Origin of the sequence: Sphingomonas trueperi, from assembly GCF_040545965.1 — a bacterium.
GTDB lineage: Bacteria > Pseudomonadota > Alphaproteobacteria > Sphingomonadales > Sphingomonadaceae > Sphingomonas > Sphingomonas trueperi_C.
This window is the reverse complement of the sequence record NZ_JBEPMV010000004.1, coordinates 367,905-388,146: the sequence shown is the minus strand read 5'-3', so window position 1 is coordinate 388,146 and position 20,242 is coordinate 367,905. Positions and strand designations below refer to the sequence as shown.

Genomic DNA, 20,242 nt, shown 5'->3' with positions numbered 1-20,242 from the left:
CATGTATTCCGAACTCCAGGTCACCAGCCATTATTCCTTCCTGCGCGGCGCCTCCGCGCCCTCCGAGCTGTTCGAGGCGGCGGCGGCCTATGGCATGCCGGCGCTCGGCATCACTGACCATAACAGCGTCGGCGGAATCGTGCGCGGGCTGGTCGCGGCGGAGGAGACCGGCGTGCGGCTCGTCACCGGCTGCCGGCTGGACCTGACCGACGGCAGCGGGGTGCTGGTCTGGCCCGAGGACCTCGCCGCCTGGTCGCGGCTTACCCGGCTGCTCAGCATCGGCAAGGCGCGGGCGGATGCGCAGCATGGCGAGAAGGGGCAGTGCTTCCTCCATTGGGAGGATGTCGCGGGGCATGCGGACGGCCTCGTCGCCGCGCTGGTGCCCGGCATGGCGGATAGCGGCGACCCGGCGGCGCTGCGCTGGATGGCGGATGTGTTTGGGGATCGCGGCCATGTCACGCTCACCCGCCATCGCCGTCCACAGGAGGCGGTGCGGCTGCATGGGCTGGCGGAGGCCGCCGCGGCGCACGGGCTGACCCCGCTCGCCACCGGCGACGTGCTCTACCATCATCCCGACCGGCGAATGCTGCACGACGTGATGACCGCGATCCGCCACACCACCACGGTCGACGATCTCGGTTTCCGCCGCGCCCGCAGCGCCGATCGGCACTTGAAGCCCCCGCACGAAATGGCGCGCCGCTTCGCCGCCTGGCCCGAGGCGCTGCAGGCGGTGGAAGCGGTGGTCGAGCGCTGCAGCTTCAATCCGCGCGAGCTAGGCACGCTTTATCGCTACCCCGACGAAGTAGTGATGTCCGGCCGCAGCCCGCAGGAAGCGCTGGCCAAGCTCGCGCGCGATGCGCTCGCCGCGAAGTTTCCGGAAGGGCCGCCGCCGGCCTATGCCGAGCTGCTCGAGAAGGAGCTGCGGCTGGTCGAGAAATTCGGCTATGCGCCCTATTTCCTCACCGTCCATTCGATCGTCCGCTTCGCCCGCGCGCAGGAGATCCTGTGCCAGGGCCGGGGGAGTGCGGCCAATTCACTGATTTGCTTCCTGCTCGGCGTCACCTCGATCGATCCGGTCGTGCACAAATTGCTGTTCGAGCGGTTCATTTCCGAGGACCGCGACGAGCCCCCCGATATCGACGTCGATTTCGAGCATGAGCGGCGTGAGGAAGTGATCCAGTGGATCTACGAAACCTATGGCGCGCGCCATGCCGCGCTCACCGCGGTGGTCAGCCGCTATCGCACGCGCGGGGCGGTGCGCGAGGTGGGGAAGGCGCTCGGGTTGTCCGAGGACGTGACGGCGGGGCTGGCGGGGCAGGTCTGGGGCTGGTCCAACGAAGGCGTGAGCGAGGCCGATGCTGCGGCGCTCAATCTCGACGCCAGCGAACCGCGGCTGGCGCTGACGCTGGACCTCGCCCGCCAGCTGATCGGCACGCCGCGGCATCGCTCGCAGCACCCCGGCGGCTTCGTGCTGGCGCAGGCGAACCTCGACGAGATCGTGCCGATCGAGCCGGCCGCGATGGTCGACCGGCGGGTGATCGAATGGGAGAAGGACGATATCGAGACGCTCGGCCTGATGAAGGTCGACATTCTCGGGCTCGGCATGCTCGGCTGCATGCGGCGGGCGTTCGATCTGCTCGAGCAGCACAAGGGGGTGAAGCTGACGCTCGCCTCGGACGCGATGCAGGAGGATGATCCCGCCACCTTCGCGATGATCCAGAAGGCCGACACGCTCGGCACCTTCCAGATCGAGAGCCGGGCGCAGATGTCGATGCTGCCGCGGCTGAAGCCCAAGGTGTTCTACGACCTCGTCATCCAGGTCGCGATCGTGCGGCCGGGGCCGATCCAGGGCGACATGGTCCACCCCTATCTGCGCCGGCGCGAGGGCAAGGAGAAGGTCGAGTATCCGAGCGAGGAACTGAAGGACGTGCTCGACAAGACCTTCGGCGTGCCGCTGTTCCAGGAGCAGGCAATGAAGGTCGCCATCGTCGGCGCGGGGTTCGAGCCGGCCGAGGCCGATGCGTTGCGCCGCGCGATGGCGACGTTCAAGTCGACCGGCGGCGTCACGCATTTCAAGGAGAAGATGATCAGCGGGATGCTGAAGAAGGGCTACACGCAAGACTTCGCCGAGCGGACCTTCAAGCAGATCGAGGGCTTCGGCAGCTACGGCTTTCCCGAGAGCCACGCGGCCAGCTTCGCCAAGATCGCCTATGCGTCGAGCTGGATGAAGTGCCACCATCCGGACATCTTCTGCGCGGCGCTGCTCAACGCCCAGCCGATGGGCTTCTACGCGCCGGCGCAGATCGTCCGCGACGCGCGCGAGCATGGGGTCGAGGTGCGCGCGGTGTGCGTCAACGACAGCGACTGGGATACGCGAGTCCTAAAATCCTCCCCGGAACAGGAAGGGCGACCATGTGCGCCAGCACATGATGGAGGGGGGGCGCCACACGGGCATCCCCTGCCGGGCTCCCCCTCCACCACCGCCTTCGGCGGCGGTCCCCGTCCCCGTTCCGGGGAGGATCTGGGTTACCTTCCCCTTCGCCTCGGCATGCGGGTGGTGCAGGGGCTGTCCGCGCGCGATGCAGACGCGATCCTCGCCGCGCGTGCCGAGCGGCCCTTCACCTCGATCGAGGATGTGTGGCGCCGTGCCCGGGTGTCCCCCGCCGCGCTGGAGAAGCTCGCGCGCGCCGATGGCTTCCGCGCCTTCGGGCAGGACCGCCGCCAGGCGCTCTGGGCGATCAAGGCGCTCGATCAGGCACCGCTGCCGCTGTTCGCCGGGATCGAGGGGCCGATCCAGGCCGCCGAGCCCGCGGTGACGCTCACCCCGCTCACCGCGGGGTGCGAAGTGGTCGAGGATTACCGCGCCACCCAGCTGAGTCTCCGCGCCCACCCGCTCCACTTCCTCCGCGGCACGCTGGCGGCGCGGCGCATCCGGCCGTGCGGCGACCTCAAGACGCTCAAGGACGGCGCGCGGGTGGAGGTGGCCGGCATCGTGCTCGTCCGCCAGAAGCCGGGCAGCGCCAAGAGCATCTTCCTGACGCTGGAGGACGAGACCGGCATCGCCAACGCGATCGTCTGGCCGGCGCGCTTCGCGCTCTACCGCCCGATCATCCTCGCCGCGCCGATGATTTCCGTGCGAGGACGCCTCCAGCGCGAGGGCGAGGTGCTGCACCTGATCGCCGAGACGATCACCGACCTCACCGACCTGCTGCGCAGTGTCGGCGCAATCGACCTGCCGCGGATGACGATGCCGGGCGACGGCGCGACGCATGGCGGCACGATCGATTCGCGCGACCGCAAGGTGACCCGATCGAGCGATCCCGCCCAAGCCTATCCGAAGCAGCGCACGCCCGAGAGCTGGCCCTCGCGCCGCGAGGACATCATCCCGATCAAGTCGCACGATTTCCACTGATGCCGGGAACGGCGGCCGCGGTGGACGCCGCTCCCGCGCGGATCAGCCCGCCACCACCGTCTGCTCGATCGTGCCGAAGATCGGGTGGTGCTTGTCGTCCTCCGCCCAGATGCGGATCGTGTCGCCGGGCTTGAGGAACGGCGTTTCGGCCGCGCCCCGCAGGATCGTCTCGACGGTGCGGACCTCGGCCAGGCAGCAGTAGCCCTTTCCGCCCTCGCCGATCGGCTTGCCCGGGCCGCCATCGGCATCGCGGTTGGAGACGGTGCCCGATCCGATGATCGTGCCCGCGCCCAGCGCCCGCGTCTTCGCCGCATGGGCGATCAGCGTGCCGAAATCGAAGGTCATGTCCTCGCCCGCCTCGACCCGGCCGAAGGGCTTGCCGTTGAGGTCGACCATCAGCGTGCGGTGGAGCTTGCCGTCCTGCCACCAGTCGCCCAGTGAGTCCGGCGTCACGAACACCGGCGAGAAGGCGCTGGCCGGCTTGGACTGGAAGAAGCCGAAGCCCTTGGCGAGTTCGCCCGGGATCAGGTTGCGCAAGCTCACGTCGTTGGTCAGGCCGACCAGCTTCACCGCCGCCAGCGCCTCTTCGCGGCTGGCACCCAGCGGCACGTCGCCGGTGACCACCACCACCTCGGCCTCCAGGTCGCAGCCCCAGCTCTCGTCCTTGAGCGGGATCGAATCACGCGGCCCGAGGAAGCCGTCAGAGCCTCCCTGGTACATCAGCGGATCCTGCCAGAAGCTCTCCGGCAGCTCGGCGCCGCGCGCCTGCCGGACCAGCGCGACATGATTCACATAGGCCGAGCCGTCCGCCCATTGATAGGCGCGGGGCAGGGGGGCCGATGCCTGGCGCTCGTGGAAGCGCATCATCGGGATGGTCTCGTGCTCGAGATCGGTGGCGAGGTTGCGCAGATCGCCTTCCACCCGCTCCCAATCGTCCAGCGCCGCCTGCAGCGTGGGGGCGATGTGGCTGGCATCCGCGCACCAGGCGAGATCGTTCGAGACGACGACGAGCTTGCCGTCGCGGCCCTGCTTGAGGCTGGCTAGTTTCATTTGACACCATCTCCTTCGGCGGTCGCCATAGGGCAACTTCGCTCGCCACGGAACCGTAACCCTTTGCTACGTATTTTGCCCAGTCGCATTGACTTCGGGGTGGGCCATGATCAACGAATTGCACATGGCCGCGCCGCTTCGCTTTCTGGATCATGGCGGCGAGATGGCCGAACGTATCCGCACGTTCGACTGGTCGGGTCATCCATTCGGTACGCCCGACACCTGGTGCGAGCCGCTGCGCATCACCGTCGACATGATGCTGGCCTCGCGCTTCCCCAAAGCGCTCTACTGGGGCCCCGAGTTCCGCCTGCTCTACAACGATGCTTGGGCACCAATCCCCGGCGAGCGGCATCCCTGGGCGCTCGGCCGCCCGGGCGGCGAGGTATGGGCCGACATCTGGGACGTGGTGGGGCCGCAGATGGACGAGGTGGTCGCCACCGGCCGCGGCTTCGCCGTCTATGACCAGCTGCTGCGCATCGAACGCGACGGGGTGCCGCGCGATAGCTGGTGGAACTACAGCTTCACGCCGATCCGCGATGCCGAGGGGCGCGTGCTGGGCATCCTCAACCAGGGCAACGAGACGACGCGGGTGGTGCTCGCCGAGCGCGCCAGACAGGCGGAGATCGAGCGACTGCGGGAGTATTTCCAGCAGGCGCCCGGCGCGGTGGCGCTGCTGGACGGCCCGGAACACCGATTCGTCCTTGCCAATCCCGCCTATCTGGAACTGGTCGGCCGCGAAGCGGTGGTGGGGCGTTTGGTCGCCGAGGCGCTGCCCGAAGTGGTCGAGCAGGGCTATGTCGAGATCCTCGACGGCGTCTATCGCAGCGGCGAGCCCTATCGTGCACTGGGCCGCGAGGTGATGCTGCAGCGTCGGGCGGACGCCGCGCCGGAGCGCCGCGTGCTCGATTTCGCCTTCCAGCCGATCAAGGATCCGCTCGGCGCAAGTACCGGCATCTTCATTTCCGCTGCCGACATTACCGAGCGCGCGACCGCCGAAGAAGCGTTGCGGCGGAGCGAGGAGCGGCTGCAGCTCGCACTCAACGCATCGACCGGGATCGGCACCTGGGACTGGACGGCGGAAAGCGGCCGGGTGACCGGCGACGAACGCTTCGCCGCGCTGTTCGGCATCGATCCCGAGCGCGTCGCCCATGGCGGCGCGTTCGATGCGGTGCTCAACTTCATCCATCCCGACGATCGCGTGCGCATCGCGCTGGAGGTGCGCCAGTCGATCGCCGATCGCGCGCCGCTCAAGCTCGAATTCCGCGTGGTGCGCGCCGATGGCGAGGTCCGCTGGCTGCTGACGCAAGGCCGCTGCACCTTCGATGCCGAGGGGCGGCCGGTCCGCTTTCCCGGGGTGAGCTTCGACATCACCGATCGCAAGCTGGCCGAGGAAGCCGCGCAGGAGGCGGCCGAGGATCTGCGCTCGGCCACCGAATCGCAGTCCTTCCTGCACGGCCTCGCCGAGCGCCAGCGCGCGCTCGATACGCCCGATGCGATCATGGAGCTCACCGCCGCCGAGCTGGGCGCGAAGCTGGGGCTCGCGCGCGTCGGCTTCTACCGCGTGGCGGGGGAGGTGATTCATCTCGGCCCGTGCTGGACCGATGGCAGCCTGCCCAAGTTCGCCGGGCAATGGCGGCTGGATGCGGTGGCCCCGCTGGTCGAGCGCTACCGCCAGGGCCGCACTGTCACCTTCGACGACAGCAGCGCCGAATTCCCACATACCGAACTGAGCAAGCTCTCGCCCTCGGCGATCGGCGTGCCGCTGCTGCGGGGTGGGCAATGGGTGGCGACCTTCTACGCCAACGGCGCGGGGCCGCGCGCATGGCGGCCCGAAGAGATCGCCTTCGTCGAGACGGTAGTCGAGACCACCTGGGATTCGGTCGAGCGCGCCGATGCGGTGCTGGCGCTGCGCGAGAGCGAGGCGCAGTTCCGCGCGATCACCAATTCGATCGATCACATGGTCTGGTCCGCCGATGCTGAGGGCGCGGTCGATTTCTACAATGACCGCTGGTACGATTATACCGGCGTGGAGCGCGGCAGCACCGACGGCCATGCCTGGGGGCAGGTGCTGCATCCGGGCGACCAGCGGCGCGCAGCGGCGGCCTGGCAGCATTGCATCCGCACCGGCGACCTGTACCGCATCGAATATCGCTTGCGGCACCACAGCGGCATCTATCGCTGGGCGCTGGGCCGCGCGCAGCCGTTGCGCGACGAGACCGGTCGCATCGTCCGCTGGTTCGGCACCAGCACCGATATCCAGGACATTGTCGATGCGCGCGAAGTGCTCGCCCGTTCGCGCGAGGAGCTCGAGGCGGCCGTCCGCGAGCGTACCGAACGGCTGATGGCCGCTGAGGCACAGCTCCGCCAGGCGCAGAAGATGGAGGCGGTGGGCCAGCTGACCGGAGGGATCGCACACGATTTCAACAATATGCTGGCGGTGGTGATCGGCGCGCTCGATTTGATGGAGCGCCGGGTTGCGCAGGGACGCACCGATATCGACCGCTATCTGATCGCAGCGCGCGACGGGGCGAGCCGCGCGGCGGCGCTGACCCAGCGGCTGCTCGCCTTCTCCCGTCGCCAGCCGCTCGCGCCGACCGCGCTCGACGTCAACGACATGCTTGGCGGGATGATCGAGCTGCTGGTGCGCACGCTGGGCGAAGGCGTGGTGATCGAGACCCAATTCGCCCGCCAGCTCGATCCGGTGGTGGCGGATCGCAACCAGCTCGAGAATGTCGTGCTCAATCTCGCGGTCAACGGTCGTGACGCGATGCCCGAGGGCGGCACGCTGACGATCGAGACCGAGCAGGTGGGGATCGGCGCCGAAGAAGCAGGCCGCTACGAGATCGCGGCGGGCGACTATGTCGAGATCCGCATCCGCGATACCGGCGTCGGCATGCCGCCGGAGGTGGCGGCGCGCGCCTTCGATCCGTTCTTCACCACCAAGGGTGTCGGCAAGGGTACCGGGCTGGGGCTCAGCCAGGTGTTTGGCTTCGTCCGCCAGTCGGGCGGGCATGTCACGATCGAGAGCGCGCCCGGGCAGGGCACCTGCGTGCGGGTGCTGCTGCCGGCCCAGCCCGAGGCGGTGCCGACGCCCGCCGCAAGCGGCGTCACGCGCCAACTGCCGCGCGGGCAATCCAACGAAGTGATTCTCGTCGTCGAGGACGAGGACCGGGTGCGCACCTATTCGGTCGAGGCGCTCCGCGAGCTCGGCTACGGCGTGGTGTTCGCGCGCGACGGGATCGAGGCGCTGCGGCTGCTCGAACGCGGGCAGAAGGTTTCGCTGCTGTTCAGCGACGTGGTGATGCCCGAGATGAGCGGCCGCGAACTGGCGACGAGGGTCCGCGAACGCATGCCCGATCTCAAGGTGCTGCTCACCAGCGGCTATGCCCCCGATTCGCCGTCGGCAAGCGAGGACGAGCATATCCTGCCCAAGCCGTTCGACATCGCCGCGCTGGCCACCGCGATCCGCGCCGCACTGGACGGGTGACGGCAGGAAAGGCTTGACCTTGGGCCCCGCGTTCGCCATTCGCGCCGCGGCTTCGGGCGACGCGTCCGGTTGACCAGTCCCTGCCGCCGAGTCCTGTCGAAGGGCGGCCAGGGTCCGCCCGGCAGGCGGAGGACGTGTATCCATGGCAAATGTGGCAGTGATCGGCGCCCAATGGGGTGACGAAGGCAAGGGCAAGATCGTCGACTGGCTCGCCGAGCGCGCCGATGTGGTGGTTCGCTTCCAGGGCGGGCACAATGCCGGCCACACGCTGGTGATCGGCGAAAAAGTCTACAAGCTCTCGCTGCTTCCCTCGGGCATCGTGCGCGGCACGCCCAGCGTGATCGGCAACGGCGTGGTGCTCGATCCCTGGGCGCTCAAGGCAGAAGTCGAGAAGCTGCGCGACCAGGGCGTCGGCGTGAACCCGGACACGCTCAAGATCGCCGATACCTGCCCGCTGATCCTGCCCTTCCACCGCGATCTCGACGCGCTGCGCGAGGATGCCAGCGGCGCCGGCAAGATCGGCACCACCCGCCGCGGCATCGGCCCGGCCTATGAGGACAAGGTCGGCCGCCGCGCCATCCGGGTGTGCGACCTCGCCAATCTCGACGCGATCGGGCCGCAGGTCGATCGCCTCGCCGCGCACCACGATGCGCTGCGCGCCGGCTTCGGCCAGCCGCCGATCGACCGCGAGGGCCTGCTGAACGAGCTGCGCGCAATCGCCGGCTTCGTGCTGCCCTTCGTCCAGCCGGTGTGGAAGATGCTCAACGAGGCCCGTTCGCGTGGCCGCCGCATCCTGTTCGAAGGCGCGCAGGGCGTACTGCTCGACATCGACCATGGCACCTACCCGTTCGTCACCTCGTCCAACACCGTGTCGGGCACCGCGGCGAGCGGCAGCGGCATGGGACCGGGCGCCGTGGGCTTCGTGCTCGGCATCGCCAAGGCCTATACCACCCGCGTCGGATCGGGCCCGTTCCCGAGCGAGCTGGACAACGAAGTGGGCGAGCGGCTCGGCACGCGCGGCCATGAGTTCGGCACGGTCACGGGCCGTAAGCGCCGTTGCGGCTGGCTCGACGCGGTGTTGCTGCGCCAGTCGGTCGCGGTCTCGGGCATCACCGGCATCGCGCTGACCAAGCTCGACGTGCTCGACGGGTTCGAGGAGATCCAGGTCTGCACCGGCTATCGTCTAAACGGTGAGGTGCTCGACTATTATCCCGCCAGCGCGCCCGACCAGGCGGCGGTGGAGCCGATCTACGAGACGATGGAAGGCTGGTCCGAATCGACCTTCGGCGCGCGCAGCTGGGCCGATCTGCCAGCGCAGGCCATCAAGTACATCCGCCGTGTGGAAGAGCTGATCCAGTGCCCGGTCGCGCTGGTCTCGACCAGCCCCGAGCGCGAGGACACTATCCTCGTCCGCGATCCCTTCGCGGACTGACGCGAAAACGCCCGGCCCTCGGGGGAGGGCCGGGCGCATCGGAGCTCAAGGCGCGGGGCTGAAAGGGGGAAAGGCCCCCCGCCGAGCTACCGCTTCTTAGCGCGGACGCTTGCGCTTCGGCTTGTCGCCGGTCTGGTCACCCGTGGTGGTGCCGGTCGTGCTGGCGCTCGGGTCGGTGGGCGAGGTCGTCGTCGTGGTCGAGGACGAGTCCGGCGTGTTCATCGTGCCCGAACCGGTGGTGCCGCCCGGCGTCGTCGTGGTCGACGGGTTCATCGACGGATCGGTCGGCGAGGTCGACGGCTGGCCCGGCGTGGTGCTCTGGTCCATCGTGGAGCCGCCCGGCGTCGTCTGGCCCGGCGTGGTCTGCTGCGCGAAGGCGGCCGGCGCGGCGATCAGCGTAGCAGCGGCGAGAATGGTCTTGATATACATTACACGGCATCCTTCTGTTGATTATGCCAACACAAGGTTAACCATCAAATGCCCAACAAGTCTCACCAGCTGATTTCGATTAATCGATAAAAGCGAACGGGTCAGGGGCGAGTCGAGCGCAAGATCAGCCGACCTGCGCCCGATGCAGCAATTTCTGGTCCGCCAGTACCAGGGCGACCATTGCTTCGACCACGGGCACGCCGCGGATGCCGACGCAGGGATCGTGACGGCCCTTGGTGCGGATCTCGCTCGCCTCGCCCTCGCGGGTGACGGTCTCGACCGGGATAAGGATCGAGCTGGTCGGCTTGAACGCCACCCGCATCCGCACCGGCTGGCCGGTTGCGATGCCGCCCGCGATGCCGCCCGCATGGTTGGCGAGGAAATCGACGCCGCCATCGCCGCGCGGCCGCATCGCATCGGCATTCTCCTCGCCGCGCAACGCTGCCGCCGCGAAGCCATCGCCGATCTCGAAGCCCTTGACGGCGTTGATCGACATGCACGCCGCCGCCAGTTCGCTGTCGAGCTTGGCGTAGAGCGGCGCGCCCCAGCCTGCGGGCACGCCGGTCGCCTCGCACGCGACGACGGCGCCGAGCGACGAGCCGTCCTTGCGGGCAGCATCGACCAGCGCTTCCCAGCGCTGCGCGGCGTCGGGATCGGGGCAGAAAAACGGGTTGTTGCCGATCTCGGCGGCTTCGAACTTCGCATAGTCGATTGTGTCGCCGCCGATCGCCTCGACCCAGGCGGTGATCGTCACTTCCGGGATCACCAGCCGCGCAACCGCGCCGGCTGCTACGCGGGCTGCCGTCTCGCGGGCCGACGAACGGCCGCCGCCGCGATAGTCGCGGAAGCCGTATTTCTGATCATAGGCATAATCGGCATGGCCGGGGCGATAGGCCTTGGCGACGTCCGAATAGTCCTTGGAGCGCTGGTCGACATTGTCGATGTGCAGCGCGATCGGCGTGCCGGTGGTGCGGCCCTCGAATACGCCGGAGAGGATGCGGACCTGGTCCGGCTCCTGCCGCTGGGTGGTGAAGCGTGACTGGCCGGGGCGCCGGCGATCGAGGAAGGGCTGGATGTCCGCTTCGGTCAGGTTCAGCCCCGGCGGGCAACCGTCGACCACGGCGCCGAGCGCGGGGCCATGGCTCTCGCCCCAGGTGGTGAAGCGGAACACGCGACCGAAGCTGTTGAACGACATCGGCGCACGCCCTCCGTCTGGGTTGAAACCACGGGCCGTTTCGCAGGTGTCGCGCGCGGCTGCAACCCGTTCGGCAGAGGCGGGGCGAGCGGCGCGGTCTTTTGAAGCTGCGGTATGGGCGCGCTAGTCGCGGAACTGGGGGCTGCGCTTCTGCAGGTTGGCCATCACTGCCTCGATCTGGTTGGGCGTGCGCAGCAGCGCCGCCTGCTCGACGCTTTCGGCCAGCAGCACGGCGGCAGCGTCGCCTTCATGGTTGGCGAGACGCTTGGCGGCGCGGATCGCGTCCGGGTTGCGGCCGGCGATGGCATGGGCGAGCGCGAGGGCTTCGGCGTGCGGATCGTCGGCCAGTCGGGTGACGAAGCCGAAGCCTTGCGCCTCCGCCGCGTCGAACTCGCGGGCAGTGTAGGTCAGCTCGCGCAGCACGTCGTCGCGCACGGTGCCGCGCCAGAGCACGAAGCCCGCCATGTCGGGCACGATGCCCCATTTCAGCTCCATCACCGACAGCCGGGTGTCGGGTGAGGCGATCCGCATGTCTGCACCGCTCGCGATCTGCAGCCCGCCGCCGAATGCAACGCCGTGCACCGCAGCGATCACCGGCACCGGCAGCGTCCGCCAGCCCCAGGCGACCTGTTGGTAGCTGTTCGCAAGGCCGTGCGTCCGCGCCGCGATGTCGACGCCGCTGCCGACATTGGCCATGCTCGCCATGTCGAGCCCGGCGCAAAAGGCGCGACCTTCGCCCGAAAGCACCACCGCGCGCACGCTCGGTGTCTGGCCGAGCGTGTCGATCGCCGCCAGCAGGCCTTCGATCATGGCGGGGTCTAGCGCGTTCATCTTGTCCGGCCGGTTGAGCCGTACATCGGCCACGCCGTCCTCGATGGTCCACGTCACGCGCTCGCTCATTTCGGTATCCTCTCTCGCTCGCGGGCAGTGTGCGGCGAAGCATTTGCGCGGGCAAGACGGTGGCGCTAGAAAAGTGGGTATGTCCCAACCCAGCGATCCCGCGGCGCCGCCCCGGTTCGATCCGCGCGCCTTCTTCGCGCTCCGTTTTCCCAACCATGGCAGCCGCCTGGGCGTCGCGCACCGCGACCATGGCGAGCACTGGTCCGAGCTTGAGCTGCCCTGGCGCGCCGATCTGGTCGGACAGGAGGAGACCGGCGTGCTCGCCTCGGGCCCGATCCTGGCGCTGATGGACATGGCGAGCAGCGTCGCGGTGTGGCTGAAGGTGGGCAAGTTCCTGCCGCATGCGACGCTCGACCTGCGGATCGACTATCTGCGGCCTGCGCGCACTGGGCAGACGGTGATCGGACGGTGCGAATGCTACCGGCTCACCCGCTCGATCGCGTTCGTGCGCGGCCAGGCGCATGACGGTGATCCGGCGGATCCGCTGGCGCATGTCGCGGGCACCTTCATGGCGGCGGAGGGATACTGGTGAAGCTGCCTCCTTATGCAGAGCTGCTGGGACTTACCGTCGAGCCGGGTGCCGATGCGCCGGTGCTGGTGATGCCGTTTTCGGGCGATGTGGTCGGTCGACCGGGATTCCTGCATGGCGGCGCGATCGGCGGGCTGCTCGAGATGGCAGCGGTCGGCGCGCTGCTCCAGGCGCTGGAGGCGGAAGGCGGGGCCAAGGTGAAGCCGGTCAACGTCACCGTCGACTACATGCGCGGCGGGCGCGAGAAGGAGACGCGGGCCAAGGGCACGGTCACGCGGCTGGGCAATCGGGTGGCGAATGTCAGCGCGGTGGCGTGGCAGGACGAGGAAGACCGGCCGATCGCCGCCGCGCGGATGAACTTCCTGATCGTTCGGTAATGCAACTCCTCCCCGAGCTGCGCCCGGGGAGGAATTTCACGGCCTCACTTCTTCGGGCTCACCCGCATCAGCCAGCCGCCATCGCCCTTGGCGCCGTCCTGCAGCAGCCAGAGCGAGCCGTCCGGCCCCTGCGCCACGTCGCGGATGCGCATCCCCGTGTCCCACTGGTCGGCCTTGCGGGCATTGGTGCCGTCGAGCGCGATGCGGATCAGGGCCTGGCCGGACATTGCGCCCATCAGCAGCGAGCCCTTCCACTGCGGGAACTCGCTGCCGGTGTAATAGATCAGCCCCGAAGGCGAGATCGACGGCACCCAGTAGAGCTTGGGCAGTTCATAGCCGTCGCCGGCCTTGGGCTTGGGGATCGGCTTGTTGTTGTAATTCTCGCCGAACGAGACGTTGGGCCAGCCATAGTTGCGGCCCTTGACGATCAGGTTGAGCTCGTCGCCGCCCTGCGGGCCCATCTCGTGCTCCCACAGGTTGCCGGAGGCATCGAAGACGAGGCCGTAGGGATTGCGATGGCCGCTGCTCCAGATCGAGGCCGGTGCCGGGTTGGGGCCGTCGAAGGCGAAGGGGCGGCCCTTGGCGGTCTTGGCGGCTTCGGTGTCCTCGGGCGGATCGATGACCTGCACGCTAGTAGCGCCGACCTTGCCCGCGTCCGGGTTGTCGGAAGCGGGTTTGCCGTCGAGCGTCAGGTGCAGGATCTTGCCGATCGCCTGGTTGGGGTCCTGCGCGGGGGTGAAGCGCTGGCGCTCGCCGGAAGACAGGAACAGCGACTTGCCGTCCGGCGCGAAGGCAATGACCGCGCCGAACTGGCCGCCGTCACCGTCCGCGCCAGAGCGGAACAGCACTTCCACATTGTCGAGTCGCGGCGCCATCGCCTTGCCGCGGGTGAGCTTGGCGCGGGCGAGCGCCAGCGCGCTGCCGTTGGCACGCGGCTCCGAATAGGTGAAGTAGATCGTGTTGCTGCTGGCGAAGTCCGGGGCGGGCGCCACGTCGAGCAGGCCGCCCTGGCCGCCGGCGGCGACCTTGGGCACGCCGGTTACTGCCTGCGCCTTCTGGTTGACCTCCCAATATTGCAGCTGGCCAGCCTTCTCGGTCACCAGCGCGGCACCATCGGGCAGGAAGGCGAGCGCGAAGGGCGAATCGAAATCCGCGACGCGGATCGCGGTGAACGGCACGCCGGCGGGCAGCGGCGCGGGGGTGCCGCTCGGCACCGGCAACGGTGTCGGCGTGGCGGTGGCGCCCGTCGGCTGCTGGGCATTGGAGCCGGGCGACGAGCAGGCAGCGGCGAACAAGATCGGGATCAGCAGCAGCGAACGGGGCATGGGGAATCCTCTCCGGCGATGGTTCGGCCACGAACGCAGCCGGTTTTGCAACGTGTTGCAACGACTTTCGTCCGCGAAAAGATGCAAGTAGCGAGCCGCCCCCTTGCTCCGCGCCACACGATTGCGTATATCGCGGATGCTTTCTCGGACATCGTCAAACATGATCGAGGTCGGCGCCACCAGGCACCGGCACCGAAGCTGCTTGATTTCAACCGGAGATGTGTGTGGCGAATCTCGCCGAACTGGCCAAGATGATCGAAACCGAGGCGCAGGCGCTGGGCTTTGCCCTGGTGCGCGTGAAGCTGTTCGGCGGCCAGAGCGATCCCACGCTGCAGATCATGGCCGAGCGCCCCGATACGCGCCAGCTGACGATCGACGATTGCGCCGATCTGTCGCGCCGCATCTCGGATCTGCTCGACCGGCTGGAAGCCGAGGGCCGCGACCCGATCGATCATGCCTATCGGCTGGAAGTTAGCTCGCCGGGCATCGACCGGCCGCTCACGCGGCTGCAGGATTTCGCCGACTGGAAGGGCCATGAGGCCCGCATTACGCTCGCCGAGAAGCTCGACGGGCGCAAGCAGTTCAAGGGCGATCTCGCCGGCATCGATGCGGACGCCGCGACCATCACGATCGTGACGCAGGACGAGGCGCACCATGTGCTGCCGTTCGCGGCGATCGAGGATGCCAAGCTGACGATGACCGATCGCCTGATCGCCGCCACCGCGCCGCTCTCTGCCGAGGGCGCCGACAAGATTATCGAAGTAGAAGGATAAGCCCGGATGGCCACCGCCATTTCTGCCAACAAGGCCGAGCTGCTCGCGATCGCCGATTCGGTCGCGAAGGAAAAGCTGATCGACAAGGCCATCGTCATCGAGGCGATGGAAGATGCGATCCAGCGCGCCGCGAAGAACCGCTACGGCGTCGAGAACGACATTCGCGCGAAGCTCGATCCGGTCTCGGGCGACCTCCGCCTGTGGCGCGTCGTCGAAGTGGTCGAGCAGGTCGACGACTATTTCAAGCAGGTCGACCTGAAGGGCGCCGAGAAGCTCCAGAAGGGCGCCAAGGTCGGTGACTTCATCGTCGATCCGCTGCCTCCGATCGAGTTCGGCCGCATCCAGGCGCAGGCCTCGAAGCAGATCATCTTCCAGAAGGTCCGCGACGCCGAGCGCGAGCGCCAGTATGACGAGTTCAAGGACCGGGTGAACGAGATCATCACCGGTGTGGTGAAGCGCGTCGAGTTCGGCCATGTCGTCGTCGACCTGGGCCGCGCCGAAGGCGTGATCCGCCGCGACCAGCAGATCCCGCGCGAAGTGGTGCGCGTCGGCGATCGCGTCCGCTCGGTGGTGCTCAACGTCCGCCGCGAGAACCGCGGGCCGCAGATCTTCCTGAGCCGGGCGCACCCCGAGTTCATGAAGAAGCTGTTCGCGCAGGAAGTGCCCGAAATCTACGACGGCATCATCGAGATCAAGGCCGCCGCCCGCGATCCGGGCAGCCGCGCCAAGATCGGCGTGATCAGCCATGACGGCTCGATCGATCCGGTCGGCGCCTGCGTCGGCATGAAGGGCAGCCGCGTGCAGGCCGTCGTGCAGGAAATGCAGGGCGAGAAGATCGACATCATCCCCTGGTCCCCGGACACCGCAACCTTCGTCGTCAACGCGCTGCAGCCGGCGAATGTTAGCCGCGTCGTGATCGACGAGGAAGAGGATCGAATCGAAGTGGTCGTCCCCGACGATCAGCTGAGCCTCGCCATCGGCCGTCGCGGCCAGAATGTGCGCCTGGCGTCGCAGCTGACCGGCAAGGCGATCGACATCCTCACCGAGGCGGATGCGAGCGAGAAGCGCCAGAAGGAATTCGTCGAGCGTTCGGAGATGTTCCAGAACGAGCTCGACGTCGACGAGACGCTGGCCCAGCTGCTGGTCGCCGAAGGCTTCGGCGCGCTGGAAGAAGTGGCCTATGTCGAGGTCGAGGAACTGGCGACGATCGAGGGCTTCGACGAAGACCTCGCGCAGGAACTCCAGAACCGCGCCCAGGAAGCGCTGGAGCGCCGCGAGGAAGCCAATCGCGAGGAGCGCCGCGCGCTGGGCGTCGACGATGCGCTGACCACCATGCCGTACCTCACCGAAGCGATGCTGGTCACGCTCGGCAAGGCGGGCATCAAGACGCTCGACGACCTCGCCGACCTGGCGACCGACGAGCTGGTCGAAAAGAAGCGCGCCGAACCGCGTCGCCGCGGCGACGACACCCCCCGCAAGGAGCCCAAGGGCGGCATCCTGGCGGAATATGGCCTGAGCGACGAACAGGGCAACGAGATCATCATGGCGGCCCGCGCCCATTGGTTCGCCGATGAAGAACCTGCGGAAGCAGGCGAGGAGGACGCAATTGCGGACTCCGAACAATGATACGCGCCGACTGACATTGGCATTGGTCATCCCCCCTCTCGGCAACGGGAGGGGACGATGACCGACGCGGTCCGTACCTGCATCCTGTCGCGCGAGGAATCGCCGCGGGAAGGGCTGATCCGACTCGTGCTTTCGCCCGAGGGCGAAGTGCTGCCCGACATCCGTGCCAAGGCCCCCGGCCGCGGTGCCTGGATTTCCGTCGACAAGGCGGGGCTGACGGCGTCGCGCGACAAGGGCAAGCTTCGCGGGGCCCTCTCGCGCAGCTTCCGCACCGGCGAGATCCGCATTCCCGACGATCTGGAAGACCGGATCGCCGCCCAGCTCCAGCGCGCCGCGCTCGACCGGCTGGGGCTGGAGGCGAAGGCCGGCTATGTGGTGATCGGCGCCGAGCGCATCGAAAAGGCTGCGCGCAGCGGCCGACTCCATCTGCTGCTCCACGCATCCGATGCACGCGACGACGGCAGCCGAAAGCTTGCGCAGGCGTGGCGGGTTGGCTCGGATCGGGAAGGTTCTTCCCTCAAGGGCTTAACATTGCCGGTCTCGCGCACCATATTGTCCTTGGCGTTAGGCCGCGAAAATGTGGTACACGCCGGACTCATCGACGCCCGGGCGGCGCAACGGACGAGCGAAGCGCTCGATCGCTGGCTGCACTTTATCGGACCCGAACCTGATCCCGTGTCTTGCGATTCCGCATCGCAAGGCGCATCGGCTTTGCCGTCCGCCGTGCCATTGACGACGAACATTATCGAGGAACTTGAGTAGCCGCATGAGCGACACCGAAAACGACAAGCCGAAACTGGGCATGCGCGCACCGCTGGGTCTGAAGCGCACGGTGGAAACCGGCAAGGTGAAGCAGAGCTTCAGCCATGGCCGTTCCAACACCGTGGTCGTGGAGGTCAAGCGTCGCCGTGTTCTCGGCCCGCAGGGTGCGCCGATCGACGAGTCGACGCCGGCCCCTGCCGCTGCGCCCGAGGCTCCGGCTGCTCAGGCTCCCCGCGCCGCTGCCCCGCAGCAGGCACCGCGCCCGGCTGCCCAGCCGCCGCGCAAGCCGATGGACAATCTCTCGCCGCAGGAGCGCCAGGCCAAGCTGCTCCGCGAGGCCGAGGAACAGCGCATGCAGGCGCTGGAGGAAAGCCGTCGTCGCGACGATCGCCTCCGCGCCGAAGCGCAGGAAGAAGAGCGTCGCCGCGCCGAAGAGCGTGCGCGTGCCCAGACCGAGGCGGCTGCCGCCCCGGCCGAAGCCGCCGCGCCCGAGCCGACGCCTGCCCCTGCGCCCGCCCCGGAACCGAAGCCGGAAGTGGTAGCGGAGGCTCCGGCCGCCGCGCCTGCTCCGACGCCGGAGCCGACGCCTGCACCCGCGCCCGCAACTGCTCCGGCAGCCCCGCAGGCCGCTGCCCCGCAGCAGCCGGCAGCGCCCAAGCCTGCCCAGCCGCAGGCCGCAGCCCCCAAGCCGGCCGCGCCCGCGCAGCCGCCGCGTCGTCCGATCCCGCAGGGTCCGATCACGCTGCAGCTCGATGCGTCGCTCCCTGCGCCGCGTCGCTTCACGCCGGTCGTGCGTCCGGAAATTCCCAAGCCGCAGCCCAAGCCCGAGCCGCAGCAGGCAGCCCCTGCCGCGACCCAGCAGACGCAGCAGGCACCGCAGCAGAACCAGAACCAGCAGCGTCCCGCCGCTGGCGCCGGTGCCGCGCGTCCGGCCCCCTCGGGTCCCGGCGCCGCGCCGCGCCGCCCGGGTGCCGATCCGGCCAAGCCGTCGCGCGACCGCAAGGGCGACGATCGCCGCCAGTCTGGCAAGCTCACCGTCACCCGTGCGCTTGGTGGCGACGATGGTGCGCGTGCGCGCAGCCTCGCGGCGCTGAAGCGCGCGCGTGAAAAGGAGCATCGCCGCTCCTATGGCGGCCCGCGCGAGCCGCAGATCAAGCAGGTCCGCGACGTGGTGGTGCCGGACGCCATCACCGTGCAGGAACTCGCCAACCGCATGGCCGAAAAGGGCGCGGACTTGGTGAAGGCCCTGTTCAAGATGGGCATGATGGTCACGGTCAATCAGTCGATCGACCAGGATACCGCCGAACTGCTGGTCACCGATTTCGGCCATAACGTGCAGCGCGTCAGCGAGAGCGACGTCGATCTCCAGATCGATACCGAGCTCGATCCCGAGGACAAGCTGCAGCCGCGTCCGCCGGTCGTCACGATCATGGGTCACGTCGATCACGGCAAGACCTCGCTGCTCGACGCGCTGCGCGGCACCGATGTGGTGCGCGGCGAAGCCGGCGGCATCACCCAGCATATCGGCGCCTATCAGGTTACCCTGAAGGACAAGTCGAAGATCACCTTCCTCGACACGCCGGGCCACGAAGCCTTCTCGGAGATGCGCGCACGTGGTGCCAACGTCACCGACATCGTGGTGCTGGTGGTGGCCGCGAACGACGGGCTGATGCCGCAGACGATCGAGGCGATCAACCACACCAAGGCGGCCGGCGTGCCGATGATCGTGGCGATCAACAAGGTCGACCTCGACAGCGCCAACCCGCAGCGCGTGCGCGAGCGTCTGCTCGAGCATGAGGTGATCGTCGAAGAGATGGGCGGCGACGTCCAGAACGTCGAAGTCTCGGCGCTCAAGAAGATCGGCCTCGACGCACTGATCGAGAAGATCCAGCTCCAGGCCGAACTGCTCGAACTGCGCGCCAACCCCGATCGCGAGGCCGAAGGCACCGTGATCGAGGCGAAGCTCGACAAGGGCCGCGGCCCGGTCGCGACGATCCTCGTCAACCGCGGCACGCTGCGCGTGGGCGACGTGTTCGTCGTCGGCGCAGAGAGCGGCAAGGTCCGTGCGATGATCGACGACAAGGGTCGCCAGATCAAGGAAGCGGGTCCGGCGATGCCGGTCGAGGTGCTCGGCATCTCGGGCGTGCCGTCGGCCGGCGATCCGATGCAGGTGGTCGAGAGCGAGGCGCGTGCCCGCGAGGTCGCCGAATACCGCCAGGGCGTGCTGCTCCAGAAGCGCACCACCCAGGCACCGGCGAGCCTCGAGAGCATGTTCTCCGCGCTCAAGGACAAGCAGGCGATCGAGTATCCGGTGGTGGTCAAGGCCGACACGCAGGGTTCGACCGAGGCGATCGTGGGTGCGCTCAGCAAGCTGGGCAACGACGACATCCGCGTGCGTATCCTGCACTCGGGCGTCGGCGGCATCACCGAGAGCGACGTGGCGCTGGCTTCGGCGAGCGGCGCGCCGATCATCGGCTTCAACGTCCGTGCCAATGCCAAGGCGCGCGAGATCGCCGAGCGGAACAAGGTGGCGCTGAAGTATTACGACGTCATCTATGACCTGACGGACGAGATCCGCGCCGGCATGGCGGGCGAGCTTGGTCCGGAAGCCTTCGAAACGGTCGTCGGCCGCGCCGAGATCAAGGAAGTCTTCTCGGCGGGCAAGCACGGCAAGGCAGCCGGTCTGCTGGTCGTCGACGGCTTCATCCGCAAGGCGCTCAAGGCACGCATCACGCGCAACGACGTCATCATCTACACCGGCGAGATCGCGTCGCTGCGTAGGTTCAAGGACGACGTGGCCGAAGTGCGCGCAGGTCTCGAATGCGGTGTGACGTTCACGCAGAACTTCGTGGACATCAAGGCCGGCGATTACCTCGAAACCTACGAAGTCGAGCTGCGCGAACGTACGCTGTAATGGGGCAGGGCTGCCGATGGACACCTTTTGT

At 68.2% G+C, this 20,242-nt stretch carries 14 protein-coding genes; 9 read left to right on the top strand and 5 right to left on the bottom strand.

Annotated elements, in window-relative coordinates:
• Position 1 precedes the first annotated feature (1 nt).
• A complete protein-coding gene (locus tag ABIC35_RS13315) occupies positions 2 to 3,412 on the top strand; it encodes an error-prone DNA polymerase (RefSeq protein WP_121072524.1) in 3,411 nt (1,136 codons plus the stop codon).
• 42 nt (positions 3,413 to 3,454) lie between these two features.
• Here the strand turns inward: ABIC35_RS13315 and ABIC35_RS13310 are convergent, their stop codons facing one another.
• On the bottom strand, positions 3,455 to 4,462 hold the full coding sequence (locus tag ABIC35_RS13310) for a fumarylacetoacetate hydrolase family protein (RefSeq protein WP_121072522.1): 1,008 nt from the start codon (positions 4,460 to 4,462) through the stop codon (positions 3,455 to 3,457).
• Between the two features lie 106 nt (positions 4,463 to 4,568).
• Between ABIC35_RS13310 and ABIC35_RS13305 the strand changes: the two genes are divergently transcribed.
• Positions 4,569 to 7,949: a PAS domain-containing protein gene (locus tag ABIC35_RS13305; RefSeq protein ID WP_354278479.1), complete on the top strand. Its 3,381-nt coding sequence runs from the start codon at positions 4,569 to 4,571 to the stop codon at positions 7,947 to 7,949.
• 142 nt (positions 7,950 to 8,091) lie between these two features.
• Positions 8,092 to 9,381 carry an adenylosuccinate synthase gene (locus ABIC35_RS13300; RefSeq protein ID WP_121072520.1) on the top strand — a complete coding sequence of 430 codons (1,290 nt, stop codon included), beginning with the start codon at positions 8,092 to 8,094 and terminating at the stop codon, positions 9,379 to 9,381.
• 96 nt (positions 9,382 to 9,477) lie between these two features.
• On the opposite strand, the gene ABIC35_RS13295 is transcribed toward ABIC35_RS13300, so the two are convergent.
• The 3 genes from ABIC35_RS13295 to ABIC35_RS13285 all read right to left on the bottom strand — a co-directional run bounded on the left by ABIC35_RS13295 (position 9,478) and on the right by ABIC35_RS13285 (position 11,905).
• Complete coding sequence (locus ABIC35_RS13295; RefSeq protein WP_183049267.1) at positions 9,478 to 9,810, bottom strand: hypothetical protein; 333 nt, start codon at positions 9,808 to 9,810, stop codon at positions 9,478 to 9,480.
• Between the two features lie 124 nt (positions 9,811 to 9,934).
• Positions 9,935 to 11,005, bottom strand: a complete 1,071-nt coding sequence (gene aroC, locus ABIC35_RS13290; RefSeq protein WP_121072518.1) for a chorismate synthase — start codon at positions 11,003 to 11,005, stop codon at positions 9,935 to 9,937.
• A gap of 123 nt (positions 11,006 to 11,128) precedes the next feature.
• Positions 11,129 to 11,905 (bottom strand): crotonase/enoyl-CoA hydratase family protein, encoded by a 777-nt coding sequence (locus ABIC35_RS13285; RefSeq protein ID WP_121072516.1) that lies wholly within the window; start codon positions 11,903 to 11,905, stop codon positions 11,129 to 11,131.
• 79 nt (positions 11,906 to 11,984) lie between these two features.
• Here ABIC35_RS13285 and ABIC35_RS13280 point away from each other — a divergent pair, with 79 nt between their 5' ends.
• Positions 11,985 to 12,437, top strand: coding sequence for a PaaI family thioesterase (locus tag ABIC35_RS13280; protein ID WP_121072514.1), 453 nt, complete (start codon positions 11,985 to 11,987; stop codon positions 12,435 to 12,437).
• Positions 12,434 to 12,811: a PaaI family thioesterase gene (locus ABIC35_RS13275; protein ID WP_121072512.1), complete on the top strand. Its 378-nt coding sequence runs from the start codon at positions 12,434 to 12,436 to the stop codon at positions 12,809 to 12,811. The genes ABIC35_RS13280 and ABIC35_RS13275 overlap by 4 nt, the downstream gene beginning before the upstream one ends.
• Positions 12,812 to 12,855: 44 nt before the next feature.
• On the opposite strand, the gene ABIC35_RS13270 is transcribed toward ABIC35_RS13275, so the two are convergent.
• A complete protein-coding gene (locus ABIC35_RS13270; protein WP_121072510.1) occupies positions 12,856 to 14,136 on the bottom strand; it encodes a PQQ-dependent sugar dehydrogenase in 1,281 nt (426 codons plus the stop codon).
• A gap of 218 nt (positions 14,137 to 14,354) precedes the next feature.
• On the opposite strand from ABIC35_RS13270, the gene rimP reads away from it, so the two are divergent.
• From rimP to infB, 4 genes are read left to right on the top strand one after another with little or no spacing between them, the layout of a single operon-like run.
• The gene (rimP, locus tag ABIC35_RS13265; protein WP_121072508.1) at positions 14,355 to 14,909 is read left to right on the top strand and encodes a ribosome maturation protein RimP; all 555 of its coding nucleotides are present in this window, start codon (positions 14,355 to 14,357) and stop codon (positions 14,907 to 14,909) included.
• Between the two features lie 6 nt (positions 14,910 to 14,915).
• Positions 14,916 to 16,535, top strand: coding sequence for a transcription termination factor NusA (nusA, locus tag ABIC35_RS13260; protein WP_121072506.1), 1,620 nt, complete (start codon positions 14,916 to 14,918; stop codon positions 16,533 to 16,535).
• A 57-nt stretch (positions 16,536 to 16,592) separates the two neighbouring features.
• Positions 16,593 to 17,297 carry a DUF448 domain-containing protein gene (locus ABIC35_RS13255; protein WP_121072504.1) on the top strand — a complete coding sequence of 235 codons (705 nt, stop codon included), beginning with the start codon at positions 16,593 to 16,595 and terminating at the stop codon, positions 17,295 to 17,297.
• 4 nt (positions 17,298 to 17,301) lie between these two features.
• Entirely contained in the window at positions 17,302 to 20,211 is a 2,910-nt protein-coding gene (gene infB / locus ABIC35_RS13250) for a translation initiation factor IF-2 (protein ID WP_121072502.1), read from the top strand.
• Positions 20,212 to 20,242 lie beyond the last annotated feature (31 nt).